32 protein-coding genes and 1 pseudogene are annotated in these 25,706 nt (G+C 58.3%); 17 read left to right on the plus strand and 16 right to left on the minus strand.

Translation table 11 applies throughout. The features are described 5' to 3' along the window. Positions 1 to 5 precede the first annotated feature (5 nt). From ACK83U_RS00975 to ACK83U_RS01000, 6 genes are all read left to right on the plus strand, one after another. Entirely contained in the window at positions 6 to 1,493 is a 1,488-nt protein-coding gene (locus tag ACK83U_RS00975) for a hypothetical protein (RefSeq protein ID WP_412474751.1), read from the plus strand. Between the two features lie 64 nt (positions 1,494 to 1,557). After that, positions 1,558 to 1,794 (plus strand): hypothetical protein, encoded by a 237-nt coding sequence (locus ACK83U_RS00980; protein ID WP_412474752.1) that lies wholly within the window; start codon positions 1,558 to 1,560, stop codon positions 1,792 to 1,794. Then, the gene (locus ACK83U_RS00985) at positions 1,784 to 2,275 is read left to right on the plus strand and encodes a glycoside hydrolase family protein (protein ID WP_412474753.1); all 492 of its coding nucleotides are present in this window, start codon (positions 1,784 to 1,786) and stop codon (positions 2,273 to 2,275) included. The genes ACK83U_RS00980 and ACK83U_RS00985 overlap by 11 nt, the downstream gene beginning before the upstream one ends. Before the next feature lie 80 nt (positions 2,276 to 2,355). Then, the gene (locus tag ACK83U_RS00990) at positions 2,356 to 2,613 is read left to right on the plus strand and encodes a DUF6527 family protein (RefSeq protein WP_412474875.1); all 258 of its coding nucleotides are present in this window, start codon (positions 2,356 to 2,358) and stop codon (positions 2,611 to 2,613) included. Beyond that, on the plus strand, positions 2,613 to 3,038 hold the full coding sequence (locus ACK83U_RS00995) for a hypothetical protein (protein ID WP_412474754.1): 426 nt from the start codon (positions 2,613 to 2,615) through the stop codon (positions 3,036 to 3,038). Before ACK83U_RS00990 ends, ACK83U_RS00995 begins: the two co-directional genes overlap by 1 nt. Positions 3,039 to 3,375: 337 nt before the next feature. Then, positions 3,376 to 3,792 (plus strand): DUF1515 domain-containing protein, encoded by a 417-nt coding sequence (locus tag ACK83U_RS01000; protein WP_412474755.1) that lies wholly within the window; start codon positions 3,376 to 3,378, stop codon positions 3,790 to 3,792. On the opposite strand, the gene ACK83U_RS01005 is transcribed toward ACK83U_RS01000, so the two are convergent. From ACK83U_RS01005 to ACK83U_RS01020, 4 genes are all read right to left on the minus strand, one after another. Continuing rightward, positions 3,760 to 4,839, minus strand: coding sequence for an acyltransferase family protein (locus ACK83U_RS01005; RefSeq protein WP_412474756.1), 1,080 nt, complete (start codon positions 4,837 to 4,839; stop codon positions 3,760 to 3,762). The genes ACK83U_RS01000 and ACK83U_RS01005 overlap by 33 nt on opposite strands. A 178-nt stretch (positions 4,840 to 5,017) precedes the next feature. Beyond that, the gene (locus ACK83U_RS01010) at positions 5,018 to 5,755 is read right to left on the minus strand and encodes an SOS response-associated peptidase (RefSeq protein ID WP_412474757.1); all 738 of its coding nucleotides are present in this window, start codon (positions 5,753 to 5,755) and stop codon (positions 5,018 to 5,020) included. A gap of 631 nt (positions 5,756 to 6,386) precedes the next feature. Further along, positions 6,387 to 6,938 carry a hypothetical protein gene (locus tag ACK83U_RS01015; protein WP_412474758.1) on the minus strand — a complete coding sequence of 184 codons (552 nt, stop codon included), beginning with the start codon at positions 6,936 to 6,938 and terminating at the stop codon, positions 6,387 to 6,389. 58 nt (positions 6,939 to 6,996) lie between these two features. Further along, on the minus strand, positions 6,997 to 7,236 hold the full coding sequence (locus ACK83U_RS01020) for a hypothetical protein (RefSeq protein WP_112409868.1): 240 nt from the start codon (positions 7,234 to 7,236) through the stop codon (positions 6,997 to 6,999). A 184-nt stretch (positions 7,237 to 7,420) separates the two neighbouring features. Here ACK83U_RS01020 and ACK83U_RS01025 point away from each other — a divergent pair, with 184 nt between their 5' ends. Next, complete coding sequence (locus tag ACK83U_RS01025; protein WP_412474759.1) at positions 7,421 to 7,945, plus strand: hypothetical protein; 525 nt, start codon at positions 7,421 to 7,423, stop codon at positions 7,943 to 7,945. After that, positions 7,942 to 8,469 (plus strand): phospholipase D family protein, encoded by a 528-nt coding sequence (locus ACK83U_RS01030; RefSeq protein WP_412474760.1) that lies wholly within the window; start codon positions 7,942 to 7,944, stop codon positions 8,467 to 8,469. The genes ACK83U_RS01025 and ACK83U_RS01030 overlap by 4 nt, the downstream gene beginning before the upstream one ends. A 29-nt stretch (positions 8,470 to 8,498) precedes the next feature. Here the strand turns inward: ACK83U_RS01030 and ACK83U_RS01035 are convergent, their stop codons facing one another. Next, complete coding sequence (locus ACK83U_RS01035) at positions 8,499 to 8,876, minus strand: hypothetical protein (protein WP_412474761.1); 378 nt, start codon at positions 8,874 to 8,876, stop codon at positions 8,499 to 8,501. 418 nt (positions 8,877 to 9,294) lie between these two features. Continuing rightward, on the minus strand, positions 9,295 to 10,320 hold the full coding sequence (locus ACK83U_RS01040; RefSeq protein WP_412474762.1) for an IS110 family transposase: 1,026 nt from the start codon (positions 10,318 to 10,320) through the stop codon (positions 9,295 to 9,297). A gap of 135 nt (positions 10,321 to 10,455) precedes the next feature. On the opposite strand from ACK83U_RS01040, the gene ACK83U_RS01045 reads away from it, so the two are divergent. Further along, on the plus strand, positions 10,456 to 10,794 hold the full coding sequence (locus ACK83U_RS01045) for a hypothetical protein (RefSeq protein ID WP_412474763.1): 339 nt from the start codon (positions 10,456 to 10,458) through the stop codon (positions 10,792 to 10,794). Positions 10,795 to 10,869: 75 nt separating this feature from the next. Here the strand turns inward: ACK83U_RS01045 and ACK83U_RS01050 are convergent, their stop codons facing one another. Beyond that, a complete protein-coding gene (locus ACK83U_RS01050) occupies positions 10,870 to 11,778 on the minus strand; it encodes a LysR family transcriptional regulator (RefSeq protein WP_112608019.1) in 909 nt (302 codons plus the stop codon). A 101-nt stretch (positions 11,779 to 11,879) separates the two neighbouring features. Here ACK83U_RS01050 and ACK83U_RS01055 point away from each other — a divergent pair, with 101 nt between their 5' ends. The 3 genes from ACK83U_RS01055 (at position 11,880) to ACK83U_RS01065 (ending at position 14,811) form a co-directional block, all read left to right on the plus strand. Continuing rightward, positions 11,880 to 13,106 carry an MFS transporter gene (locus ACK83U_RS01055; protein WP_112608021.1) on the plus strand — a complete coding sequence of 409 codons (1,227 nt, stop codon included), beginning with the start codon at positions 11,880 to 11,882 and terminating at the stop codon, positions 13,104 to 13,106. Between the two features lie 118 nt (positions 13,107 to 13,224). Further along, entirely contained in the window at positions 13,225 to 13,800 is a 576-nt protein-coding gene (locus tag ACK83U_RS01060) for an acyltransferase (protein WP_112608023.1), read from the plus strand. A gap of 135 nt (positions 13,801 to 13,935) precedes the next feature. Further along, positions 13,936 to 14,811, plus strand: a complete 876-nt coding sequence (locus ACK83U_RS01065) for a transporter substrate-binding domain-containing protein (protein ID WP_112608025.1) — start codon at positions 13,936 to 13,938, stop codon at positions 14,809 to 14,811. A gap of 54 nt (positions 14,812 to 14,865) precedes the next feature. On the opposite strand, the gene ACK83U_RS01070 is transcribed toward ACK83U_RS01065, so the two are convergent. The 4 genes from ACK83U_RS01070 to ACK83U_RS01085 form a co-directional block, all read right to left on the minus strand. Next, positions 14,866 to 15,279, minus strand: a complete 414-nt coding sequence (locus ACK83U_RS01070) for a tellurite resistance TerB family protein (protein ID WP_015338732.1) — start codon at positions 15,277 to 15,279, stop codon at positions 14,866 to 14,868. Between the two features lie 78 nt (positions 15,280 to 15,357). Further along, the gene (locus tag ACK83U_RS01075; RefSeq protein WP_112608027.1) at positions 15,358 to 16,563 is read right to left on the minus strand and encodes a hypothetical protein; all 1,206 of its coding nucleotides are present in this window, start codon (positions 16,561 to 16,563) and stop codon (positions 15,358 to 15,360) included. 15 nt (positions 16,564 to 16,578) lie between these two features. Beyond that, a complete protein-coding gene (locus ACK83U_RS01080; protein ID WP_112608029.1) occupies positions 16,579 to 17,244 on the minus strand; it encodes a helix-turn-helix transcriptional regulator in 666 nt (221 codons plus the stop codon). A 139-nt stretch (positions 17,245 to 17,383) separates the two neighbouring features. After that, the gene (locus ACK83U_RS01085) at positions 17,384 to 17,812 is read right to left on the minus strand and encodes a hypothetical protein (protein WP_112336836.1); all 429 of its coding nucleotides are present in this window, start codon (positions 17,810 to 17,812) and stop codon (positions 17,384 to 17,386) included. Positions 17,813 to 17,917: 105 nt separating this feature from the next. On the opposite strand from ACK83U_RS01085, the gene ACK83U_RS01090 reads away from it, so the two are divergent. Together ACK83U_RS01090 and ACK83U_RS01095 are read left to right on the plus strand one after the other, a co-directional pair. Continuing rightward, positions 17,918 to 18,274, plus strand: a complete 357-nt coding sequence (locus tag ACK83U_RS01090; protein ID WP_112608031.1) for a DUF952 domain-containing protein — start codon at positions 17,918 to 17,920, stop codon at positions 18,272 to 18,274. Next, complete coding sequence (locus tag ACK83U_RS01095) at positions 18,271 to 19,359, plus strand: quinone-dependent dihydroorotate dehydrogenase (protein WP_112608033.1); 1,089 nt, start codon at positions 18,271 to 18,273, stop codon at positions 19,357 to 19,359. The genes ACK83U_RS01090 and ACK83U_RS01095 overlap by 4 nt, the downstream gene beginning before the upstream one ends. On the opposite strand, the pseudogene ACK83U_RS01100 reads toward ACK83U_RS01095, so the two are convergent. The 3 genes and pseudogenes from ACK83U_RS01100 to ACK83U_RS01110 form a co-directional block, all read right to left on the minus strand. Beyond that, positions 19,335 to 20,683: pseudogene (locus tag ACK83U_RS01100) on the minus strand (MATE family efflux transporter). The gene ACK83U_RS01095 and the pseudogene ACK83U_RS01100 sit on opposite strands and share 25 nt — an antisense overlap. Before the next feature lie 16 nt (positions 20,684 to 20,699). Further along, positions 20,700 to 21,203: a CAP domain-containing protein gene (locus ACK83U_RS01105; RefSeq protein ID WP_112608037.1), complete on the minus strand. Its 504-nt coding sequence runs from the start codon at positions 21,201 to 21,203 to the stop codon at positions 20,700 to 20,702. 1 nt (position 21,204) lies between these two features. Beyond that, positions 21,205 to 21,471: a DUF6460 domain-containing protein gene (locus ACK83U_RS01110; RefSeq protein WP_112336582.1), complete on the minus strand. Its 267-nt coding sequence runs from the start codon at positions 21,469 to 21,471 to the stop codon at positions 21,205 to 21,207. 167 nt (positions 21,472 to 21,638) lie between these two features. Between ACK83U_RS01110 and ACK83U_RS01115 the strand changes: the two genes are divergently transcribed. Continuing rightward, entirely contained in the window at positions 21,639 to 22,583 is a 945-nt protein-coding gene (locus ACK83U_RS01115) for a methyltransferase (protein WP_112608039.1), read from the plus strand. Positions 22,584 to 22,690: 107 nt separating this feature from the next. Further along, positions 22,691 to 23,326 (plus strand): YitT family protein, encoded by a 636-nt coding sequence (locus ACK83U_RS01120; RefSeq protein ID WP_112409874.1) that lies wholly within the window; start codon positions 22,691 to 22,693, stop codon positions 23,324 to 23,326. A 9-nt stretch (positions 23,327 to 23,335) separates the two neighbouring features. On the opposite strand, the gene ACK83U_RS01125 is transcribed toward ACK83U_RS01120, so the two are convergent. After that, a complete protein-coding gene (locus ACK83U_RS01125) occupies positions 23,336 to 23,527 on the minus strand; it encodes a DUF2735 domain-containing protein (RefSeq protein WP_112336579.1) in 192 nt (63 codons plus the stop codon). Between the two features lie 443 nt (positions 23,528 to 23,970). Between ACK83U_RS01125 and ACK83U_RS01130 the strand changes: the two genes are divergently transcribed. Continuing rightward, entirely contained in the window at positions 23,971 to 25,011 is a 1,041-nt protein-coding gene (locus ACK83U_RS01130) for a glutamine synthetase beta-grasp domain-containing protein (protein ID WP_112336578.1), read from the plus strand. A gap of 219 nt (positions 25,012 to 25,230) precedes the next feature. On the opposite strand, the gene ACK83U_RS01135 is transcribed toward ACK83U_RS01130, so the two are convergent. After that, entirely contained in the window at positions 25,231 to 25,692 is a 462-nt protein-coding gene (locus ACK83U_RS01135; protein ID WP_015338745.1) for a carboxymuconolactone decarboxylase family protein, read from the minus strand. Between the last annotated feature and the right edge of the window lie 14 nt (positions 25,693 to 25,706).

The following is a 25,706-nucleotide window of genomic DNA, read 5'->3' on the forward strand; positions in this document are numbered from 1 at the left end:
ACGATTTGACCCTTGTAAATCTTGGTTACGTCAATAGCCGTGATGATGTCGCCGCTATTGATCCATCTCTCGCGCCAATGGTCTATCTAACTGAGCCAGGACGCGAGGGAATCTTCATATGGACGGCGGGCGACTTTTCAGCCAAGGCGCTCATCGATTGGCAACGTGGCATGATTATCCCCAGCTCGATTATCGCCGCCACGCAAGGGGCCTATGTCCGATTTGCGATCGAGAATCGATACAACATTCGCTGGTTCGGCGCCGTGCCGAATGGTCCCGATTGCGCGTCAGCGTTCTCCATCTCTATCGCTCTTCTGTCAGAAAAGGGCGGCGAGATTTACGTCCCTGGTGGAGAGTGGTGGGTTGCAAGTCTGCTCTCGATTGGCAATGGCGACGCCGGCGCAGCCCAATCCACGAGGAATGCGGTGAAAATCGTTGGCGAAGGCGCGGGCTTCGCTTCTTACAGTTCGGCCGTCCCATCCATCATAAAGTATGTCGGTACGGCGACTACCGCATATATCCTCGATTATCTGGGGCGGATCTGCAATTGCGAGCTTCATGGAATACTGATCGACTGCAACTCGCTCTGTGGCGGTCTCCGGTTCACATCGATATCCGGATGCAGGGTTGACGGGATTAAAATCATTAATCCGGCATCGAAGACCATTGCTTTGAAAATCCAGGGCGGTAACGCCCCGACTGGAAACTATAATATCTATAACTTCTTCGGAAGAATAAGCATCAATCTCAAGAACCCGGAGAGTATCGGCCTGCGGATGGATGGCGTTATCGCCGCCAGCAATGATACTTGGCTCAGCATGTTCGAGTTGGTGCGCATCGAGACTGTCGCCGGCGCGACGAAAGCCGTTTGCGCCTGGTTGAAATTCGTTGACTCCATCTCGTTTCATCGTTGCCACTTTGAGAGCAGCGCAGAGCCGACGAGCTTTAGCCTTGTCCTCGACGCGCTCGACAATGACCAATTTCCAGCGGGCATCGGGTTTTATGATTGTTCGATAGACAAGGTCACGGTCTATGAAGATGCCAACCATAAGATCAGGAAGTGCGTCTTCGCCAATCATGGAACGAATGACGAAGAGGCGCTCCCCGATCACCCTATGCTAGTCGGGTATACTGACAATGGCCTATGGTTCGGCCCTTTCGGTTACGCCCTCGGAGCAGGCGGCTCTGTTACCCAGCAAACGAGCAAATCGACGACCGTAACTTTAGACAAGCCGACAGGAGTCATCACCATGCATCCGGCCGCGATCCCGGCCGGCGCAGTTGTGTCCTTTATCCTCAAGAACGCCTGTATAACGTCCGCCGATACGCTAACGCCCAACATCACCGGAGGCGGATCATATGGCGCTTACCACGTCGGGGTGTCCGACGTGCAGAACGGTGTCGCTGTAATATCCGTTCGAAATATGACCGGCGGATCGCTGGCTGAAGCCATCTCTATCGGATTTACGCTCACAAAGGGCGCCGCGGCGTAGCGGCTCGCTGCACCATCGATCTGCTTTGACGACCGATCAAGGTCGAGCTTCCTAAGGATATCTAGTGAAACCGAAACTCGTTCCCGAATGGGGTCGTGTGCTTCGCCGTGCGTGGAGCATCCGCCTCATCATCGTGGCCGGCATCCTTTCCGGCTGCGAAGTCGCCCTCCCGATCATAGATCAGTTCGTCTCGATCCCGCGCGGCACTTTTGCCGCTCTCACGGGGCTCGTCACCTGCGGTGCGCTGATCTCCCGCCTTGTGGCTCAAGAAAACCTGAAAGGACATGAAGATGGTGAGTAAACGCGCCAAAGTTGGGGTCGCCGCCGGCATTGCAATGGCCGTCACCACCTTAGCAGCGCCGGCTGAGGGCTATTACGGGTACGTCTATAAAGACCCGATCGGCGTCCTCACCTATTGCTACGGCGAGACTGAGAACGCCAAGGACATGAAGGGCCGAACCTTCAGCCAGCAGGAATGTTTGGATTTGCTCAAGAAGCGGATGGCCCATTACCAGCAGGGCAACGCCGCTTGCGTTAAGAGTTATGACGACCTTTCTCCCTATGTCCAGATGGCATTCAACGACTTCAGCTACAATCTGGGCAATGGCGCTTTCTGCGCATCTTCGGCGGCTGCCTACCTCCGCGCCGGGAATGTCCGCGCCGCCTGCGGCCGGATCACGCTCTACAATAAGGCCCGCAAGAACGGCGTGCTCGTCGAGCTTCCCGGCCTGACGAAGCGACGCGCCCTTGAGCAGATGTATTGCTTGAAGGGGGCCGCATGATGGCTGCCATTTCCAAGAAGCTAAGAAGCGTTCAAGGCGGCCACCTTATGTTTTGGTGCCCTGGATGCGATGGCGCTCATATGATCCGTGTTGAGGGAGATGGACCGGGGCGGTGGGGCTATAACGGAAACCCCGATGCCCCTACGTTCGCGCCGTCCGTTTTGGTCCAATACAATGGCAGGGACGCAGGCGTTGATGGCGCTCCTCCTGCTGTCTGCCATTCGTTCGTGACCGATGGACGAATTCAGTTCCTCGGGGACTGTACCCATAGTCTGGCCGGCCAGACCGTCGAACTTCCGGATTTCGATACTGAATACCAGATCATCGGAGAAGCATGATGTTCGGGATCCTCGATTACATCAAGCTCGGCGCCGGCGCTGCAGTCGGCGCGCTCGCCACGTCGCTCTATTGGACTGGCGTGCCCATCCTCAACGACTATCCGATCCTGAAGAATATTCCGCTGCTCGGTGACATAGCCGTTGGCCACGTCCAGACCATTAAGGATGAAGTGCTGAGGGGCTACGTGCTCGAAAGCGAGAAGGAAACGGCGGAGGCGAAGGCGGCCGAGTTAGAACGCCAGCGCAATGCCTCCGCACAGGCCTTGGAAGAGGCCAGAAAGCGCCAGGCGGCCGATGACGCCGCCCAGCGCGCTAAAGACGCTCAAACCGATATCGAGATCGCCGACTATGAAAAGAAGCTCGCTGCTGCAAATCGCCAGTGTCTTGCCGATCCTGCTGACGTTCAGTTCCTGCAGTCTCACTGATCGGCTGGAAAAGGCATCGGCGACAAAGGGCGCCATGGCCGCAGGAACCAACCTGCCGCCTTTGCCGGATGACTGCCGGAAGAAAGAGCCGCACGCCGCCGTCAGGGTAGGCGACGAGCTGCGATCCGCCCTAGTTCGGGAGCGCGGGGCTCTTGATCGTGCGAACGCGCGTGGGGAACGCTGCGCGTCGTTCTATGACGATACAAAAGCCGGCTTCGAACGGCGGCCGTGATGTCAGCGTGTGTGAGCCTTTTCCTTTTCTTTCTGTCGACCGGCGCATTCTTCTGTGTGATCGCGCCATGCCTGATATCCCTCCTGCAGTGAAAGACCGATTTGAATGCCGACACAAAGCGATCTGCTGCACGAAATCAACCGAACGCTTGGACGCCTGGAAAACAGTGTCGAGCGAATCCGCGAAGATTTTCAGCAAGAGAAGGAAGACGCTCACGAAAGTCGGGCTGTTATCCACCGTCGTCTTGATGAGCATGCGAAACAGATGGCGAAGACCGACGAAACAATCGCTATCGCTGGATTCGTTGACGCCCAGATCCGCGACGAGGTGAAGGCACTACAGAAAACCGTCGCGGACAATCACGAGGAAGTCGCGCCGGCAATTGCCGAATGGCGGCGGATCAAACTTCTCGGCGCCGGGGTTGGCGCCCTTCTTGTTCTGTTTGGAATTTCTGTCGGGTCGCTGATCGTCTGGGCAAGCGATACGGCTTCAGCGATTGTTCGGCACTGGCTGAAGCTTTGAGGATGGCGCACGCCGCATGATGATCCGCTGGAACGGCCTTTCGACAAAGTGATGCAGACCCATTGCCGCAAGAATCGTCGCGGCCCAATAGATGATTAGATCCGCTGTGCTGCCGCTCCAAATTCCCGTTCTGAATACGAGTTGGTGCGTGAGGTAGAGCGCGAAGCTAATTTCTCCGAGATAAACCAGAACTCGCGCTTGGAGTAAGCGCGATATGGCCCCCTGCTGCAGCGCTAGTACAGTGATGGCGAATGCAAATGCGAAGCCGCCACCTGTATTGGCAAACCACAGGGCTTGGGCGTCCGGTATACCAACCCGCAACAGTAGGTCATAGTTCCCGAGCCGCATTGCCAGGATCACGGAGATAAGCGCGGCAATCTCCAAGATGGTCGCATTTAGTTGCCCCAACGCGACGCCTCGCACACGGCCAAACACCTGGCTAGCTGCAATGCCTAAAACGAACTCAGAAAGCCTGGTTAGGGGCGATATGCTTGCTCCCCATAACCTGAGCATATGGTCAGACGCGAACGACACCGCTCCAATCATGAGGGCCGTCGCGATGGCTGAGCCAAGCAACCATTTCAATGTCTGCGTCCGCGCCGCCAGAACGATAAATGGAAATAGGATGTAGAAAAATATCTCATCCGAAAGGCTCCATGAGACACCGTTCAGAGAGAAGAACACACCGGGATCGGGAACCCACGACTGGAGTAGCAACAGGTTCATTGCTGCGGCAAAGGGCGAAATGGCTGCACCCTGATGCAGGATTATTATGATCGCGACCAGAGCGCTCACAACATGGGCAGGCCATATGCGAGCCACTCGACCGACATAGAAGCGGAAAATCTCCTCGGGCGTTTCGAGCGATTTTTGCCCATAGGCCAAGATGAAGCCAGAGAGAACGAAGAAGAATGATACTGCTTGGGTGAGGGACAGATTAGCCAGAAAGGATGGCATTCCGAAAATGGCTTTGCCGTGGAATATGACAACGGCGCCGGCAGCAAAGAAGCGAAGAGATGTTAGGGCATCCAGCCGCTTTGTCTCCATCAATCTCCCTCCTGGCGCCAGCAACACTGCGGCTCTCCTAACTCCATACGGGTTAGCTGGAAAAATTCAAGCCGTCGATGATCCTAACGGCGATCCCCATAGCGAGGCTGGCGGTAGTCCAGGCAGCGGGCATCTAGCTCTATGATCGTCTGTTCCAGCCTCTTGACGCGGCTCTCGATCATTTTGCATCTCTCATAGCCTTTTTGGCTGGCAACAAAACCAGCTCATCATCTGGTAACGGCCGCTGAAGCGCCTTCGCTTCAGCCCACGGCGCAGTAAGCCAGGCCTCGACCTCATCCTGATTCCGAAGGATGGCGGGCATGGCCTTCCAATGGATGGGCATCACTATGTTATTCGGCTTTGTTGTCAGGAAGCCGAAAAGGTCGACCGTAATCTCCCCCTCCTTCACCTTCCGCACGGAACGCCATTGCGGCACCCACAGGCCGGCGAAAAACATCAGAGGCTCATCAGTGCTGGCGGCGAACCAAGCGTTCGGCGTTCGGCCTCCCTCGACCTTGCTTGCCGGGTCTGGCTCGGCAAACCGCGTGAACGGTACGACGCAGCGGTTTTCTACACCAAACCACCGTTTCCAGTGCTTGCTCTCAATGTTACGCACATTCGTCACGCCGCCATCAGGTTCCATCCTCAAAAGCTCTTCGAAGTTCACTTCCTTACCCTTGGCGCGCAGCTTATCGGCCCGCTTGGTCGCGGCTTCAAAAAGCACATTTTGAGGGGATGGCAATCCCCAGCGGACCTTCGCCAGCTCTCGGCCGGCCGGCGTATTCCGCACGATCGGCCCCATCTTATCAGGATAGATGTCCAGTTCCGGCTCCAGGTTTCCGATGCTGTCGATCATCGCTCGGGTAAAATGCCGTATCGCTTCCTGATTGGTTGTAACGTTGTAAAGATTGCACATTTGATCCTCTGCCGTTCCATTCGCCGGACTTGGAAAAATCACTTGGAAGCACGATCCGGCCGCCGATCAGCCGTTGAACATTGCGCATTGTCGCCTCTTCTTTGAAACAAAGCACCTGATATGAGGCGCCGCAATACTGGGCGTGCTTTGTCTTGTACGTAGGGTCGATTTGCCTGACTGCCTCGTGAAGCGGTCCGGATTCGCGATAGGTCATGCCCTCGACCAGGATCATAAGCCTATGCGGCCATCCCCTGTCCAGTTTGGCTCTCGTCAGCCTCATTCTCCGATCCATCGATCCACCTCAAAGCTTTATATCTTTCCACACCGGTCTGCGGATAATTCTGATCTCGGTGAGTCGCCGCACGCACATGCCGACGCGTTCAGCCGCCGAAGGGCTCACTAAGTCGACGTCCAAGTAATCCTTCCGCCCGCACTTCTCGCAGCGGAACTGCTTTGCGATTTGTCGAACGGAAATGTTTCCGCACAGCTGTATGATATCCACCGGCTCATAAAAGCGTTTCACCCGGCAGAGCTCACAGGTGATTTTGACAAAGTGCGACCCTTGCGCATAGCTGGATAGCGTAGGCGCCGAAAGCACGTCCATTCGGCTCGCGGCCTTCTCGGGCATCGGTCATGCTTGTGCTTGGAAATATTGCACCCAGGTGGGATGGGTTTCGATCCCGTCGACAATGAGCTCGATTGTCACCTCAAGGTTTTCGCCGATATCGTACCAGTTTGGCCCGAGTATGAGTTCGGTTTGGTCGATCGGGATGCTGATGAGTGTGCAGATCTTGCCCTGGGCTTCATCGATCGCGAACTGCAAGTCTGCGAAGTATCCCGAAGGCAACGCGGTGTTCACTTGCACCCGCTTGAAAACGAGACCCGGCCTACCTTCGGTCTCACCGGCGAGCGCATGTTCGATTTCGTTGCTCGGAAGATCGAAGGGACCTTCCCACCAGAAGGTATATGGCTGCAGGTCGTCGTCATTCTCGTGATCAAAGTCATAAGCGCCGATTTGCTCGAGCGCGCCGCGCGCATCATTGATGATCGCGAGGAACGCCGCGGATTTGCCAATGCCGCCGTCGTGCCGCCGCTCATCAAAAACATCCTGGCTGACGAATGCGACAAGTTGCTTGAGCACCTCAGCGTCTTGGCGCGTGATTGTGTAATGGTTCGGTTGCATGGCGCATGTCTCCGTTCCGCCCGGAGGGGCGGTTCAGTATTGAAAATATCGGTCTGTCTCAGGCGGCGTTCAGATCGGCGATTTCGCCATGTTTCGCCAGAAGGCGAGGTGACGACATATCACCGCTCTCCTCGTCGACCATGACGGCATAAGCCGCAACGCCAACGAAGCGGGATGCCATTGCCGACGCAATTCGTTCGGCGCTCACCGCATTCGAGGCCTGGCGCATCTCACCCGGTACCAGGTTGCCACGGTTCTTTCGAAACGGCAGGACAATGAATTTTTCGGCGGTACTCATGACGTCTTCCTTAATCTGTTCTATAAATGTTCTCATTTTGAGGCAGAGTCAAGCCTAAGAGAACTGACGAGATAGATCCCTTGCTAGTGCAACTGAGAGTATGCGAGAAAAGCGGATAATTGCGCGGTGGGGCAATCCAGTGGACGGAGAAACAAACACGAGAGCTGTTCGATGGCCCGTAAGGTTGGCAGCCATTTTTGTACTGATCTGGATGGGGCTCGGCGGCGTAGCTATGTTTTCCCGATTTTTTGGATACGGATACCTGCCGTCAACAAACTTCCTGAATGAAACAGCCTCAATGCGCATCTCTTTCGGCTTGATGGGGGCGGTATTCGTTACCTTCTCTTCCATTACGAGGATCGATATTGAGCGTGGCGAGCTGAGAAAGATTCTGACCGTCCTATTATCTCCATTCCTGGGATATTTTTTTGGAAGCGCACCAGCCACCATTGGTGTCCCGATGCTAGTGGCGGCGATTGCGGGACATCATGTCGAGATTACCTATCAGGTATCGAAAACGGACGGATCGCCAGATAAAGGCTGCCGATCGCCGATCGAAATAGAAGAGTTGCCGTTTGCGTTTAACAAGCTTTGCAATGTCCCAAGCGATCTAAAAATAGGTCTCGGACGGGGCACGCGGATAGTAGTAGAGGGCCGGGGTACAAGTCTTGGCGTTTATGCGACGGCATTCCATCGAGTGGGACAATGAGACTTCTCGTAGCCCTGATTGCAATTATCTCTGTGACCAATCCGGCGTTCTCGTCCCAGGCGATAACGGCACAGGTCTCCGTCTGTTTCACGCCGGCCGAACAGTGCGAGGCCAAGATCATCGATGCGATCGACCGAGCTCGATCATCGATCCGCGTACAGGCTTATGGCTTTACCTCGCTCCCGATCATCCATGCGCTGCAACGGGCCGCGGGCAGGGGCGTTGAAGTGCTCGCGATCCTCGATAAGACGAACGAGCGGAAATATTCGGGCGCGACACTGCTCGAAGCCGTCGGCGTTCCGGTCTGGATCGATTTCGAGCCGGCGATCGCCCATAACAAGATCATCGTGATCGACGAACGCCTGACGATCGGCGGGTCTTATAACTACACCTCTGCGGCGCAGAAGCGGAACGCGGAGAATGTGACCTTTACGGGCAGTGCCGAGATTGCCCGTCAGTTCATTACCAATTGGGATAGCCGGCTGAAGGTGTCCAGGCCGTTTAACGGGCCTGCCACCCAATGATCCTCGCCTACGCGCAGCAGTAATTTTCGTTATTTCTTGGTCATTGCCTTAAGGCGCTGCGAGGTTGCCATCGCTTCAGACTTTTTGACGAGAATGTAGCCCTTTTGCGCCATGCAACCTTTCATGACGTCATTAAGTGCATTGCTCTTTTGCTGGTTGACACCAGCCGCGCTCAGCTCGCTCAGAATGGTTCCGTTCGAATAAACGACCGGCGCACCAACGGCAGCCTTTTGCGTTTCACCCAGGCAAACAGTTTTATCGATCTCAAATTTTTGCAGAAGATCGGGGCGGCCAACCTGCGAAACACCGTCTGTACGCATATAGATGGTGTCATCGGCCGGCGTTGTTGTCTGGCAAGCGGTCAAGGCAATAGATGCGCACACCAGTGCGAGAAAACGTTTTGTCATGAAATCCCCCATACGTTGCGGGAACATGCCGATAGGGTTCATTCGAGTCAAGCAAGACCAGTATTTGCCAACTAGAAATTTTACAATCGATTTCTTCAATCCGACGCGAGCGATCTAATCCCGGTTTCCGGGCTCATCAGGTGCCACCCAGGCAGAGAATTAGCCTTTCCTTCTTCCGCTAAGGTTGGCCGCCCAAAAAATGGGCGGCCCCGCGATACAACACTTCCACGGGCTCTTCAGACGCCGCTTGCAGGAAAATTGTCGGCATAGCTTTGCGTGCTTGCCGCTCTATGACACGCCGACAGGACGGCCTTTGAAATGGGTCGTGCTTTTGCACATTCGGCGCAACGGCCTGTACTGTCTAGATGGGCATTGCCTGAACGAGTGCTCCTAGGACTTGCGCACCGCGTATTGCGGTTTAAGCGCGCTGCGGACTTTGATAACTACCGCCTCTGCTTAGTAGAGCCCATATGACCCTGGCAATTTTGTTTGCTGCTGCGATTGCAGCAACCTTGTAGGGCCGCCGTTCGACTAGCCTTACAAGCCATGCATCGACGCTTTGCGGTTTTGCCTTCGCTTGCCTGACGAGCGTCATGCCCGAGATAAATAGGAGTGCCCTTAGAACCGGATTCCCTCGCTTTGAGATTGAGCCGGATCGACTTTTCCCACCGCTGTTATGCGCTTTGGGAGCCAAGCCCAGCCACGACGCGAACTGCCTGCTGGATTTGAAGAGGAGCGCATCCGGTACATAGGCTTTTATCGTCGCGGCAGTCACAGGCCCGACGCCGGGAATGGTCTGAAGGCGGCGCGCATCGCCTTCATGTTTCGAAAGCGCTGCGAGCTCCTTTTCGAAGCGAACGATCTTCATCGTCAGGGCTTCGATCTCGTCATATATCGCAAGGAGGACGTCTCGCACCGCGATCGGTATTTCCTTCAACGCACCCGCTCGCAGATCCATCGCCAGTCGCTCGAGCTTCGCGGTACCGGTCCCCGCTATTATACCGAATTCGGAAAGTTGCCCGCGAAAGGCCTGAAACGCTTTCGTTCTCTGTCGGACGAAGAGTGCCCGTGTTGTGATTAATACAGTCAACGTTTGGTGCTCAGCCGACTTTGCCGGCACACCTTGAATATCCGGCTGCGTTGCGGCGATCGCAATCGCTTGAGCGTCCAGCGCATCTGTTTTTTCTCGTTTAACGAAGGGTTTTACGTATTGCCCTGGGATGATCAGAGTTCGATGACCCAAGGCGCCGATCTCGCGAGCCCAGAAGTGACAAGCACTTCCAGCCTCCATCGCCACAGTACAAGAGGGGAGGTTCTCAAAGAACTCCTTCACCACCTCGCGACGTAGCTTTTTGTTGAATGTCTTTTTGCCTTCGGCGTCGATCCCATGCACCTGGAATACATTTTTGGCGAGGTCCAGTCCAACAATGGTCGTGTGTGTCAAGAGTAAGCTCCATCGGTTTGAAGATGGGCCACATAATCTCGGGCGATTAAACAATTGCGAATTAGGAGAGCCGGTTGCGGTGCAGTGAGCTCTCGAAGGGGCGATGAACTAGGGCCGACCAAATAGCCACTCTATTTGATCATCAACGGCGCCATCCTCGATCATTGCGAGGACCTGGGCATCAGCAAGCTCAACGAGAGCGGCCGCAACTTCCTGCTGATCCCATCCGGCCTTCATTGCAGCCTGAGCGACTTCCTGCAAAGCAACATCCAGCGCCTCTTGGCATTTCAGGTGCCGGTCCGGATCTCCCGGCGGCAAGGTCGGTGGAGGGATATAAGCCATCCGTACAGGATGAACCTGATTGGCCTAAAAGCAAGGGCAATCGCTCAACTACGCCCGTGGCGCCGTTTTACACCCGTATTGATACTAAAAGGCTTTTTCTTGCGTGAATGGCCGAGTTTTACAGCTAACTAATTGCGGCATCTACAATAAGCCGAGCTTCCCAAGCTGAATACGAGGGTTCGATTCCCTTCACCCGCTCCAAAATCTTCACGCCAGAAGCGGTCTCTTCGACTTCAACGTTTCCTTTAGCGCATCTCCAAAGATTGCGATCGGTCGAGCCAGCCGCCCGGCTGGCGGACGATGCACCAGCCAGTTGACGACTTTCGGGCTGAAATCCGGTGCTTCGACGATTTCGACCAAATCGCGCCAGCGGCTGTGCGCCAATGCCGCCGGCGTCAAGACGCCGATGCCGAGCCCGCGCGCGACCAGCGACATGCGCAGATCGGCGCTCATGGCCTCTACCCCGACGTCGAAGGGCAGGCGCTCGGCTTCGAAGCGATGCTGAATGAAGGCGCGGAAGCCGCAGCCGCTCTGGTTCATGATCCAGGGAAAACGGGAAAGATCTTCAAGCCTCGGTTGCTTGGGAACGCCGAGCGAAGGCGCCGCGACGAGAATGACGGCATGGACTCCGAGCATCTCGCCGACGACATTATCCGGCGGCTGCAACTCCTCCGGCAGGCAGACGGTTGCCGCATCGAGCTGGCTGTGAGCGACTTGCTCGATCAGTTGCGGCGACCAGCCAGTGACGATGCGCAGCGTCAATTGCGGAAACTGACTGCGCAACTCATCAAGCGGAGCGGATAAAGCCGCCTCGGAAAGATAGGGCATGATCCCGAGACGGAATTCGCCGCCGATCGCGCCGCCGGGCGAAACGCCGGCCTTGAGATCGTCGAGCGAGCGCAACACGCGGCGCCCATGCTCGTAGGCCTCGCGGCCTGCCGCGGTCGGCCGCAGGGGCTTCGACTGCCGGTCGAGTAGCGCGATGCCGAGGCTGTCTTCCAGGTTCTGTATGCGTCGGGTGATGCCGGGCTGGGTCAGATTGATGCGCGCCGAGGCGGCAACAATCGAACCCGTTTCCACCACGGCGACGAAGGCTTCCAGATCATGAATGTTCATGCCGAACTCGCATAATCATTATTAGCTAATTTCAATTGCCGCATTATGCGACAAAGCGATACACATGGCTATCATTATTATCAAAGATTATTGGAGAGCTCATGTCGCAAGTCCCCGAACACATGACGAGCGAGCCGGAGGAAGAGGTTTCCACGACGGCGGCTGCTCCTTCGACCTTGTTGTTCGCCATCGCCACCGGCGTTATGATCCTCAATCTCTTTGCGCCTCAGACGCTGGTCGGCATCATCGGCCCGTCGCTCGGCTTTTCCGAAAGCGGTGCCGGCCTGGTGGCCATGGCCTCGCTGCTCGGCTATGCCGCCGGCCTGTTCTTTCTGGTGCCGCTGGCAGATCTCATGGAAAACCGGCAGCTGGTGCTGCGCATGCTTCTCTCGGCTCTGGTCATGGCTATTGCCGCCGCCTTCGCACCGACGGGCTGGAGCCTTCTGATCTTCCTCTTCCTGCTGGGAGCAGCTTGTTCCGCCATCCAGATCCTCGTGCCGATCGCGGCAGCGATGGCGCCGCCTGAACATCGTGGCCAGGTTATCGGCAATGTCATGAGTGGCGTTATGGTCGGCATTCTTGTCTCGCGACCGTTGGCAAGTCTGATTGCCGACTTCTGGGGCTGGAGAAGCTTCTATGCCTTGAGTGCCGCAACGCTTGCGCTGCTCGCCGCTGTGCTTGCCTTACGCCTGCCGGAGCGGCGCCCTCTGATCAACGCGAGTTACGGGGCCTTGATCGGTTCGCTTTTCGAGCTTTTGAGGGAGGAGCCCGTGCTGCGGCTGCGTGCCTTCACGGCAGCCTTGATGATGGCGAGCTTCAGCCTGTTCTGGACATCCGTTGCCCTGTGTCTCGCGCAGCCGCCATTCTCGCTCGGCCAGTCCGGCATCGCACTGTTTGCCCTCGTGGGCGCCGGCGGGGCTGCCGCGACTTCCGTCTTCGGCCGCATGGGCGACAGGGGCTGGACGCGGACGGCGACATTGGCGTCGCATCTGATCGTACTTGCCGCCATGGCGCTGGCTGCCTGGGTGGGTGGAATACGGTCTGGCGACTCTGTGGCGCTATTGATCCTTCTGGGCGTCAGCGCGGTCTTGCTCGATGTCGGCGTCACAGGCGATCAGACCCTGGGTCGTCGCGCCGTCAATCTCCTGAAGCCGGAAGCCCGCGGCCGCATCAACGGTCTGTTTGTCGGCATATTCTTTCTCGGCGGCGCGCTGGGGTCGGCTCTTGCCGGAACCGCCTGGGATTTCGGCGGCTGGGTTGCCGTCTGTGCAGGGGCGGCGGGCTTCGGCGTGATTGCGTTGATCACAGGCCTTGCCGCGCGCATCTGAACAGCGTAGGCAACGCGACCGCACTTGCGAATGCACTGCCGCATCGCCATCTGTAGCGCATTCAGGCGGGCGTCAGACAAGCGTGTAAGAACGGGCGCTCCTTGTCAGGAGCGTCGAAATGCGTGGCATTGCATGGTTTTACAGGTTGAGAGCGCTCTTTCGAAGCGGTGCGCTGAAGATTGCCCGCAGCACCAAAGTACCTCTCGGCGCTAAAATCATCTGGAAGCGAGGCGATGTCCGTATCGGGGAAAGAGTGCATTTCCGCAAGGGCGTCATCATCGATGCGCAGGAAGGCAGCATCGAAATCGGCGACCATGTCTCCTTCAACGACTACAGCATTCTGCTCGGCCGCGGCGGGATTGTAATCGGCAATGATGTGCGCATCGCCGCCCATGCAATGATCGTCTCCTTCGATCACAATTTCGATGACATCTCGCAGCCGATCCGCCTTCAGGGCGTGACGAAGAAGCCGATCGTCATTGAGGACGATGTCTGGATAGGGGCGGGCGCCAAGATTCTCGGTGGCTCCCATATCGCCAAGGGATGCGTTATCGGCGCCAACGCCGTCGTCAAGGGCCGGACCAAGCCTTACGGCATCTATGTCGGCGCTCCTGCAAGGCTGTTGAAACGGCGCGGAGAGGCGGAAGGCAGCCAATCGGGAAAGATTGAACGGCTCGTTCTGCCGAAAAAGTAAAAGGCTCCAACGCCACCCATACCGGCGCCACTTCGGTCATCATTAACAGCGCGATATTCCCCCTGCGGCCTGTCTCTGCTACATCGGATTCGTGAATCAGAATGTGCATCCACGACCGGAGGCCGTATCCAGACCATGCGTGTTTGCCTTTCGTCGATCATGTCAGTCGCCCGGCATCTGGCGCTTGCGGCCTTGATCGCTCTATCCTGCACCGTGCCGCTTGCCGCTCAGGAGACGAAGCCGCAGAGCCTGCCGATCCTGTTCGATGCGCGTGAGCGCCTGCCGAAGCCGGATCTGTCCTCACTGGTCAGGCTGCGCTTCCTGACATCGATCGACTTTCCGCCCTTCAACTTCCTCGATCAGAACGGCAAGCTCACCGGCTTCCATGTCGAGCTGGCGCGTAAGATCTGCGATGAGCTGGCAATATCGGACAAATGCCAGATCCAGGCCTTGCCCTTCGGCGAATTGCACGGCGCACTTGCCGCTTCGCAAGGCGATGCCATCATCGCCGGCGTGGCGGTTACGCCCGAACTGCGCAAGACTTTCGCCTTTTCACGGCCTTTCCTGATGTTGCCGGCCCGTTTTGTGCGCAATCTCAAGGCATCGATCAGCGGCACGACCGCCGCCTCGCTCTCGGGACATCCGGTCGGCGTCGTCAAGGGAACGGTGCACGCCGCGATGCTGGCGGCCTTCTTCCCGGCGATCAAGCTGGTGCCCTTCGACGACAAGGATGGGCTTCTGGCCGCCGTCAAGGACGGCAAGGTCGATGCGGCATTTGCCGATGGCCTGCAGCTTTCCTTCTGGGTATCGTCGCCGGCGGCGGAAAAATGCTGCGCTCTGTTTGACGGCCCCTACCTGTCGCAGCAATTTCTCGGCGAAGGCATGACCATCATGCTGCGCCAGCAGGATGCCGATCTGACGGCGGCGATCAATCATGCGCTTGCCACCCTGTCGCGGGATGGCAGGCTCCAGGAAATCTATCTGCGCTATTTTCCTTACGGGCTTTACTGATTCAGCAGTTTCAGGAAACCGCGCAGCGGTTTTCCGTCCGGAATGCGTAATGCCTCAGGCCTTGCGATAGCGGGCGATCGCGCTGCGCTCGATGGCCGCACAGGTCAGCTTATCGAGGCCCAGGCGGTCGCGGAGCAGGCTGAGCAGGCGCAATTCCTCAGCCTTGACCGACAGGTCGGCCGAAGCGACTTCGACGGCGAGCGCATAGGCCGTGTCGTACAGACGTGCGGGAAGCGTATCGCGCACGGTTTCGAGCACGATGTCCAATCCCTCATTGTTCGAAAGCAGCTTGGCGCAATCGCGGGACACGGAAATCAGCTTCTCGTCGTCGAACCCCTTGAAAACCGGCAGGGCGTGAATGAGCTCTCCGATGCGGCTGAGTTCCCGGTCGTTCATCGTGCGGTCGACGGCCGAGGCCAGTACCATAACGTAGATCAGGGCCTCGTGAGCAGAAAGCGGCTTGTTCATGACAGGCGAAGTCCTTTGAATTTGGCAGACTGAAAAGTCGCGCATCTCATGGCAAAAGCTGGTGGCGGAAGCAAGGCGTCAGATGGGATTGAGCGGGTCTTCCTTGACCGGAGGCGGTGCAAGCGTCGATTTTCCGCTCTTGCGTGGGTCGTCGCCGTAGATGCCGCGCTTCTTTTCTTTGGCTTCATCGACGAGAGCCGTGAGCGGCGAACCCGGTTCCGGATCGGCCCAGCCGAAGCGGACCAGCCAGGCGCTGAGATCGACCCGGACATAGCGGCAGGTGCCCTTGGCCGTGCCTTTCCAATTGGCATCGGGCACGTCGCAATCGATGGAGCGTCCGCGCAGATACATGCGGAATGCCGTGCGTGCTGCCTGGCCGCAGGGCCAGTCCTTTCCGCTCGGGCCGGTACACATCCGGTCGACATCGGTCGGAATGATACCGGTGAGCTGCACGCTTCTACCGCCGATAGTCAATATACCAGCCTGATCAGAGAAGGGACGGACGAGTTCGATCGTCGTCGTCTGCTCCTGCGGCTTGGATGCAGGATCAATCGCTGCTTGTTCGGATTGAGGCTGAGGTTCAGACTGAGGCATGGGCTGAGCCTGCTGCTGCGGCGATACCGGCGATAGGGTTCGATGTTCGGCCGCCGCCGTTTGCCTGTCGATCTGATCGGCAGGTATCCGGTTGTCCGGAGCAGGATCGGCCTTGGCTTCACCGGAAGATGCTGTGTCCGATGAAGTAACAGCCGTCTTGTCCGGCTTGGCCTCATTTGGCTGCGATGCAGGGGCGGCAGCGCCCTTGCCGTTGACGGTATCTGCTGCGGGCGGCGATGCTTGTGCTTCCTCTGGCTTCGTCGACATGTCGTTGGAGCGCGCGGGATCAGTTGGAACCTTGGTGTCCTGTTGCTTCACCGGCTCCGCCGCCGTGTTGTTTTCCTCGACCTTCGTATCGTCGCCGGCACTCGCCGCGGCAGCCGCCGCCATGACAGTCGCAGACAGCTCGGGGCTGCTGTCGGAGCTGCTTGTCGAAGGGGACGCCGTCGCCAGGACTGTTGCCTTATCCTTCGTGGCTTCGGCAGGTTTGGGTGCCTCGACAGCCTTTGGCAGCGTGGTTTCGGCCTTGGCGGTGTCGCTCTGCGTCGTCGCGGCTGGCTTGTTGTCTGCAGTCGAGTTGCCACGGCCGTGCAAATCGAAGCCATGTCCCGCGAACTGTACCGCGACCAGGGTCAACCAAGAACCCACGACCGCGCCTGCCACACCTGCGAGCCAAATATCACGACGCATAACGAGAAAACTTTCCTATTGGCTGGCCCATATGATCCGGGCAATCCATTCCACATCCGCAAGATCGAAGCTGCGGTTGGGGTGTTCCGGATTGAGCGACAAAAGCTCGATCGACTTGGCGCTCTGCCGCAACAGAACCTTGGCCATGACTTCGCCCTCTCGGGTCTTCACGACGACGCGGTCGTTCCTTCTGATCTGGGCTCCCGGCTCGACGATCAGAATATCCCCGTCGCGATAAAGCGGCAACATGCTTTCGCCCTGCACCTCCAGTGCATAGACGCCGGCCCTCTGTGCCGCGGCAACCGGAAACTCCACCATGTCCCAGCCCTGTCCGGCGGGAAAGCCACCATCATCGAAGAAGCCGCCAGCCCCCGCCTGGGCGAAGCCGATCAGCGGGATGGAGGTGCCGGAGGGCAGGATTCCGTTCACGACTGCTGTGGTCAGTGGTTCGGCCGGGCGGATAAAGCTCAGGAATTGTTCCAGGCTTGCTCCGGTCGCATCCAGGATCTTGGCGATCGATTCCGTCGATGGCCAGCGGAGACGTCCGTCCTGGCTCAGCCGCTTCGATTTGTTGAAGGAGGTAGCGTCAAGCCCGGCGCGGCGGGCAAGCCCGGAAGGGGTCAAGGCATGCCGCTCCGCAAGCCGGTCGATCGCACCCCATATCTGTTCGTGTGACAGCATCACCGCTCGGTATCCGCGCGCCGGCTCCCCGGCGCTGTGCTCTTTAGAAAACGTTAACCGAGGCATTTTGGCGAGTAAAGACCGGCATAGGAATAGGGTCCTTTATCCCCGTGCTTTCGCGGCGGCGCCTTTTTCGGCGTCAGGTCTTCTGTGGCTGCGGCTTGACATCCGGCTGCTCGTTCTGGAATTCCTTCGCCATGCCCATGAAGCCGCGCATGAATTTCTGCATGATGCCGAGCGTGCGGTCGATCTCGGCATCGTCGGGCAGGCTTGAGCCCTTGTTTGCGGCAACGTTTTTTTCCAGCTTCGTTACGCGGTCGGAAAGCCGGTCCAGCTCATCGTCATAGGCTGTGCGCTCGTCGGCGGCCATGCGGCAGACGAGATTGCCGCCCTGATCCTGGCAGATCGACATCGCGCCGGTCTGCTTGTCGAGCCGGATGAAGTGATCGCCGCTGCGCTCCAGCTGGAAGCGTTCCGCATCCGGTTCGGCCGACAAAGTCGGCGTGGAGAGAAGAAAAGCAGCGGGCAGAAGCATGGCCGCAAGGCCGATTTTCAGTTCCTTCGTCATGTCATCCTCCGGATTTTCTGCGTTAAACCCCAAATCCATCACGGAAACCGTGGACATCGGCTGATGTTTTCGTGCAAAGCCCTATCAGCACAGCTTTACAGAGGGATGATGATCGCCATGCCAGTGGTTTACAAGGTCGTGCCGGACACGCTCTGGCAGCAAGCCAGACAAACCGGCGTTTTTCATGGCGCGGCGATCGATCTGACCGACGGCTACATTCATCTCTCCACCGCGAAGCAGGCAAAGAAAACCGCCGAGCTCTATTTCGCAGGTCAGACCGGGCTGCTGCTCGTCGCGATCGATGGCGATGCGCTTGGCGAGAAGTTGGTTTTCGAACCCTCGCGCGGCGGCGATCTCTTCCCGCATCTCTATGCGCCTTTGCCGCTTTCGGCCGTGCTCTGGGAAAGGCCGCTGCCGATCGGTGATGATGGCGCTCACATCTTTCCGGAGATGTCGGAATGATCGGCGCCTTTCGCGATCTCGGCCGGCGCGGCCTGTTCCTGTTCGATCCGGAAACCGCTCACGGCATGTCGATAGCGGCGTTGAAATCGGGGCTGGTTCCGACCTGCCGTATCAACGCCGATCCTCGCCTGCGCCAGACCGTGGCCGGGCTCGATTTTGCCAACCCCATCGGCATGGCCGCCGGCTACGACAAGAATGCGGAAGTGCCGGAGGCATTGCTGAAACTCGGATTCGGCTTTACCGAAATCGGCACTGTCACGCCGAAGGCGCAGTCGGGCAACCCACGTCCGCGCATCTTCCGCCTGATTGAAGACGAAGGCGTCATCAACCGCCTCGGCTTCAACAATGAGGGCCATGAAGCGGCTTTCCAGCGCCTCAAAACTATTCGCGGCAATGGCATCATTGGTGTCAACATCGGCGCCAACAAGGACAGTGCCGATCGTATTGCCGATTATGTCGCCGGCATCCGCCGCTTCTACTCCGTGGCGCGCTATTTCACCGCTAATATCTCCTCGCCGAATACGCCGGGCCTGCGCGATCTGCAGGCGCGCGAAAGCCTGTCGGCCCTGCTGTCGGCCGTGCTTGCCGCCCGCGACGAGGAAGCGGCAAAGGCCGGCAAGCGCATTCCCGTCTTTCTCAAGATCGCTCCGGATCTGACCGAGGAAGGCATGGACGATATCGCCGCCGAAGCTTTGTCTCACGTGCTTGACGGTCTGATCGTCTCCAACACCACGCTATCGCGCGATGGGTTAAAGGATCAGCGCCAGGCCAAGGAGGTAGGCGGCCTTTCCGGCAAGCCGGTCTTTGAAAAATCGACCGTGGTGCTCGCCAAAATGCGCCGCCGCGTGGGTGCCGCATTGCCGATTATCGGCGTCGGTGGCGTATCATCGGCAGAGACGGCGCTGGAGAAGATCAAGGCCGGAGCCGATCTGGTGCAGCTCTATTCCTGCATGGTTTACGAAGGCCCCGGCTTGCCGGGACAGATCGTCCTTGGCCTGTCGAAGCTGCTTGACCGCGAGCGTGCCGGCTCGATCCGCGACCTGCGCGACGCCAAGCTGGATTACTGGGCGAACCGGAACGTCTGATCCGCCCGCTTCTTCAGGCCCATGGCCAGGAAGATGCCACGAAACAGCAGGAAGGCATTCATGGCCATCCATAGGCCGTGATTGCCGAGCGTTGGCACGAGGATGGCCAGCGCTATGAGATAGCCGCCGAAGGAGAGTAGCATCTTGTTGCGCATCTCGCGTGACCATGGGCGCCGATGAAGACCCCGTCCATCAGGAAGGCGAGCGCGCCGGTCAGGCCCGTGATCGCTGCCCAGGGCAGATAGGTCTCCGCAGCGAGGCGCACCTCTTCGGATGTTGTCAGTAGGCGGATCAGCGCCGGCCCGACCATGAAGAAGAAAATTGCGGCGGCAAGCGCCAGCCCGAAGGACCAGAGTGCGGTCAGCTTCAACCCGCGCTCGAAGGCCGGCCTATAATTGGCGCCGATCGAGCGGCCGGTGATCTGCTCGGCGGCATTGGCGAGACCGTCGAGATAGTAGCCGGATAACAAAAAGAAGTTCATCAATACGGCATTGGCGGCGAGCATGACCGCACCAAAACTGTTGCCGATGCGCGTCATCAGCGTGAAGGCGCCGATCAGAACGAAGGTGCGGATGAGGATATCGCGATTGAGCGCGAAGAGCTGTGTGAGCTTGGCGCGCGAGAACAATTCTGTGCGCGCCGGCCGCTCCTCGCCGGCAAAGCTGCGCAGCACGATGAAAAGACCGAGCAGCATGCCGCTCGCCTCGCCGATCAGGGTACCCCAGGCAACGCCGGCCACACCCCAGGCAAGATGGAGCCCGAGCAGGATGGCGAGCACGATGTTGACGCCGTTGATGACGGTCTGCAGCAAGAGCCCGATGCGGCCTTGGCCGCGGCCGAGCACGAAGCCGAGCAGCGCGTAATTGGCAAGCGCCGCCGGGCCGGAGAGCATACGGATAGAGAAATAGGTGCGCGTTGCATCGGCAATGCCGCCTTCCGGCCCCATCAGCTTGATACCGATCCAGAGCAGCAGCGGCGAAAGAATGACGATCAGGATACCGCAGCCGAGCGCCGATATCAGTGCCCGCCAGAACACGGCTTGCTGTTCGCGTCGATCATGGCGGCCATAGGCCTGAGCTGTCAGGCCGGTCGTCGAGGCACGCAGGAAGTTGAAGCTTGCAAAAAGAAGGTCGAAGAGCACGGCGCCGATCGCAAGCCCCGCCAGGGCGTCCGGCTGGCCCATATGTCCGACGACGGCGGTATCGACAAGGCCGAGCAGTGGCGTGGTCATGAAGCCGAGCGTCATCGGAATCGCGATCGACAGCACCAGCCGATGCGTCACGTCGAAGGGTAGGACCCTTACGCTCCTCTGCTGAATATCCATGCTGCGTTACGCCTCCTCAGTTCGAGGACAGCACCATGGACCAATAGGGCCTGTCGCCGGAAGAGGGGTTGTAGGCCAGAGCAACGCCAAGCCCATCATATTTGCCGAGCATGTTGTGCAAATGCTTCGGCGAATTGATCCAGGCCGTCACCGCCGCGCTCACGTCGCGCTGGCCCTCGGCAATGTTTTCTGCCGCCGGCAGCTTGACGCCGCTTGTCTTGACCCGTTTGCCGAAATCGTCGCCGAGACCGATCAGATGCTCCATCTTGCCAGCATCCGCCATCCGCCTGGCTTGATAGACTGCGGCGGCACTGGCGGCCGCGTCGACCTTCAGCGGTGGCAGGCCACTCTTGGCGCGCAGTGCATTGACGAGCGGCAGTGCGGAGGCGGTCTGGTCGCTCGCGGGGATATTGGAAACGCGGGCGGGCGGCGTGGCGCAGCTCGCAACGGATGCGGTAAGCGCAAGAGCGGTGAGGCGCAACGCATCGCGGCGCGTTAAGGTCAGGGTCGGGGAGGTCATGTCAGCTGCGGTAATTGAACAAACGAAGTATGATGAAGATCGGAATGACGATGGATGCGCCGAGCAGCACATAATCGCCGAACTCGCCGAGCGCGGCAAAGCCGCTGTGCCAGAGATCGAGCAGGAAGCGGCGGACGCCATAGAGGAAATCGAGAGGTCGCCAGCCGAAGAACTTCATCACGGCGCCGACGATGAGCGACACGATGACGAGCTTCACCAGCGTTCTACCTGGCGAGTCGCCAAGGAATCTGTTCACCTGATCGGACATGCTGACGTCTCCATAATGGCAGTCGGTCGGTGTTGAGATAGGGACAGCACTTGCGACTCGCAAGCACTTTTGCCCCAGCTTACACCGTAAACCAGCGTCTGCCTGAAATAGGACTTGAGTTTTTTTATGGCCGCATTCAAAGGCAAGCGTCAAACAGGATGAAACCCATGCTGCCGAGCCAGCTTTCCTCCGGCGATGTCATTGCCGACCGCCGCGCCGACTATGCGAAGATGCTTGCCGAGAGCGGCGAACCCGCGAGTGCTGCCGAGCTGATGGAGCAGGCGTTGGAGCTGGCGCCGGGCTGGGCGGCGGGCTGGTTCACGCTCGCAACCTATCGCGAAAAGGCCGGCGATGTATCAGGCGCGATCGCAGCGTTGAACGAGGTGCTGACGCTCGATGCGGGGGATGTCTTCGGCGCCCGCCTGAAGCTTGCGGTGCTTGGCGGTGCCGAAGTGCCGGACCGGCCGCCGAGCCTCTATGTCGAGCGGCTGTTCGATGACTATGCCGACCGCTTCGAAAGCTCGCTTGTCGAGAAGCTCGGCTATAGCGTGCCCGGCAAGCTTGCGGCCCTGATCGCCGAAACGGCCGGTGCCACCAAACATTTCCGCCTCGCGGTCGATCTCGGCTGTGGCACGGGCCTGCTCGGGCCGGAAATCCGTGCTCGCGTCGATCGGCTGGAGGGCTACGACCTGTCAAAGGGCATGCTCGCCAAGGCGGCGGAAAAGCACGTCTACGATCATCTCGGCCAGGCCGACCTCTCGCTGGAGCCGGATCTGTCAGGCGTTTTCGATGCCGAGCCTGCCGCCAGCCGGGCGGATCTGGTCACTGCGGCCGACGTGCTGATGTATCTCGGCGATCTGCAAGGTGTGATGGCGATCATCCGCAAGCTTTCGGTCGATGGAGCGATCTTCGCCTTTTCAGTCGAGGACGCGCAGCAACCGGATGGTTATGTGCTGTGCGATTCCCTCCGATTTGCGCACTCCGAAGCCTATGTTCGGGAGATATTGGCCGGTCACGGCTTTACGGTACTGGATCTCACCCGCAGCATCATTCGCATGGATGGCGGAAAACCGGTCCACGGCATTCTGTTCATTACCCGGAAATCGGCTTGATGATTTCGAATCTTGCGAATTTAAAATAGGTCAGTATTGCTTACGTATTTTTGCTTGATTGTCGCCGGAGCTTCCAGCAAAAAGCCTGGAAACCCAGGGGAAAGCACATGGCAAACGCAAAGAGCGCATTTGGTGTCTGGAAGACGTCCGCGACCCGGCATTCGTGGATTGAGGATGTTCAGGGTATCGTCTCCGGCAGCCTGATTTCGTCGCTGGGGCTGTTCTGCCTTTCGAGCGCCGGCCTTTTGACCGGCAGTACTGCCGGCATCGCTTTCCTGCTGCATTACGCAATCGGCGTGAATTTCGGCCTGGCTTTCTTTGTGGTCAATCTGCCGTTCTTCTATCTATCGCTGAAACAGCTCGGCGCGGCCTTCACCATCAAGACCTTCATCGCCATCGCGCTGACCTCACTGCTGACCAATCTGCAGCCGGTGCTGTTCAATGTCGCACATATCAATGCACTTTGGTCGGCGCTCCTCGGCGGCATTCTTCTCGGCTTCGGGCTGCTCGCACTCTATCGCCATCGGGCAAGCCTCGGCGGCGTCGGCATTCTGGGGATTTATCTGCAGGAGCGTTTCGGCATCAGGGCAGGGCTGGTGCAGCTTGCAATCGACCTATGCGTGCTCGCGGTCGCTTTTGCCGTGACCACGCCGCCAGTGGTCATCTGCTCCGTCATCGGCGCAATTGTCCTCAACCTTTTCGTTGCGATCAATCATCGCTCAGACCGCTATATAGCGCTGTAAAGCTTATATCTATTGCTTGCGGGTCTCGTCGGATTCGACGATCGCGGCTTCGTGATACCAGCTGTCGAATGCGGCCGTCGCAATAGACGGGCCGATATCCGGGGTGAGGTTCACCTTCGGACGCTGGCTGAGCGCCGTGGGGCGGGCCGTGACGGGAAACTGATAGATCTTTGCGGTTTCGTACCGAGTACCGATTGCCATTCGCTGTCTCTCCCTTTTTGGTGTTCAAGCGGGCGCGCTTCAAGAGACAACTCATATATAGCAAAGCCCAAGGTAAATATCACCATTCCGCTTAAAAAAAATGCTAAATGATGAAATTATAGGCAATTTGATGATAGTGCAGCGGATGCCGCTTCTTTGATCTGCCGATTTTCCAATCTATTTTAGGGCCGGTGGAGCCTGCGACACTTTGGCAGCTCGATTGGGGCCATGGCGGCGATTTGAAAAGAATCTGATGCTTGGCACCGGGAAATCTTGCCCGAACGCGGCTGAATCATAAAAATCTCGCCTGACGGGTCAGATGTCGATGCGATCTGGCACGGCACATGCATCTCTCTTGCCAGCCGATCGTAGAGAGGATTTCCCGGCGGGCGCGCCGGCCAAGTTTTTCCTACTTCGCCTGATTAACTGTTATGAGGTGCGTAATGACGAAGTTTAAGCTCGAGTACATCTGGCTCGACGGGTACACCCCGGTACCGAACCTGCGCGGTAAAACGCAGATCAAGGAATTCGACGCATTTCCGACGCTCGAGCAGCTTCCGCTTTGGGGCTTCGACGGTTCGTCAACGATGCAGGCCGAAGGCCGCAGCTCCGATTGCGTGCTGAAGCCCGTCGCCATCTATCCGGACCCGGCCCGTACCAACGGCGCTCTCGTCATGTGCGAAGTCATGATGCCCGACGGCGTCACCCCGCACGAATCCAACAGCCGCGCGACCATCCTTGACGATGAAGACGCATGGTTCGGCTTCGAGCAGGAATACTTCTTCTACAAGGACGGCCGTCCGCTCGGCTTCCCGGAAGCGGGCTATCCGGCTCCGCAGGGTCCGTACTACACCGGCGTCGGTTACAAGAATGTCGGCGATGTCGCTCGCGAAATCGTTGAAGAGCACCTCGACCTTTGCCTCGAAGCAGGCATCAACCACGAAGGCATCAACGCCGAGGTGGCCAAGGGCCAGTGGGAATTCCAGATTTTCGGCAAGGGCTCCAAGAAGGCCGCCGACCAGATCTGGATGGCTCGCTACCTGCTGCTGCGTCTTTGCGAAAAGTATGGCATCGACATCGAGTTCCACTGCAAGCCGCTCGGCGATACCGACTGGAACGGCTCGGGCATGCACTGCAACTTCTCGACCAAGTTCATGCGCGAAGTCGGCGGAAAGGCCTATTTCGAAGCGCTCATGGCTCAATTCGACAAGAACCTCGAAGCCCATATCGCTGTCTACGGCCCGGACAACCACATGCGCCTGACCGGCAAGCATGAAACGGCTCCGTGGAACAAGTTCAGCTACGGCGTTGCCGACCGTGGCGCCTCGATCCGTGTTCCGCACTCGTTCATCAAGAACGACTACAAGGGCTACCTCGAAGATCGTCGTCCGAACTCGCAAGGCGACCCCTACCAGATCGCTTCCCAGGTTCTGAAGACCATCTCGGAAGTTCCGACGGCTGGTTTCGGCTCGGTTGCTGCCTGATAGCTTTCACGCTTGCCTGCCAAGCATAGGAAGCCAATAAATGACGCGGGGCCTTCGCCCCGCGTTTCTCGTTTTGGAATTTTATCAGGCCGCGGCTGTCGCTCAGACCCTCTTGGGCCCTCGCTGCTAACCCCCACGGTCCGTCATCCTCGGGCTTGATCCGAGGATGACGGCGTTCAAGGGAGAGCTCCGGCCATAACACGCTCAGAGAAAGCAGGCTCAAGCAGCCTTGCTTGCCGCATCCACCGGGTGCTGCGAGCGGAAGCCGACGGCAAGGCGGTTCCAGATGTTGATCGTGCCGATCGCGACCGTGATCTTCACAATCTCTTCTTCGCTGAAATGCTGCTTCAACGGCTCGAAATCGGCATCTGGAATACCGGTCTGGGCGATCTTGGTGACGGAATCGACCCAGCGGAGCAAAGCACGCTCGCGGTCGTCATAGACAGGCGATTCCCACCAGACGCACATCAGGTTGATCCACTGTTCGCTGAGGCCATCATGGCGGGCTTCCTTCACATGCATGTCGACGCAATAGGCGCAACCATTGATCTGCGAGGCGCGGAGCTTGATCAGGTGGATGAAGCGCCGTTCGAGGCCGCTGCTCTGGACGAAGTTTTCCAGCGCGACGACGGCCTTGTAGGAGTCCGGGGAGGCTTTAGCGAAGTTGAAACGCGGATGCATGGGTCTTCTCCTTG

Source organism: Rhizobium sp. WW22, assembly GCF_047041135.1.
Lineage (GTDB): Bacteria > Pseudomonadota > Alphaproteobacteria > Rhizobiales > Rhizobiaceae > Rhizobium.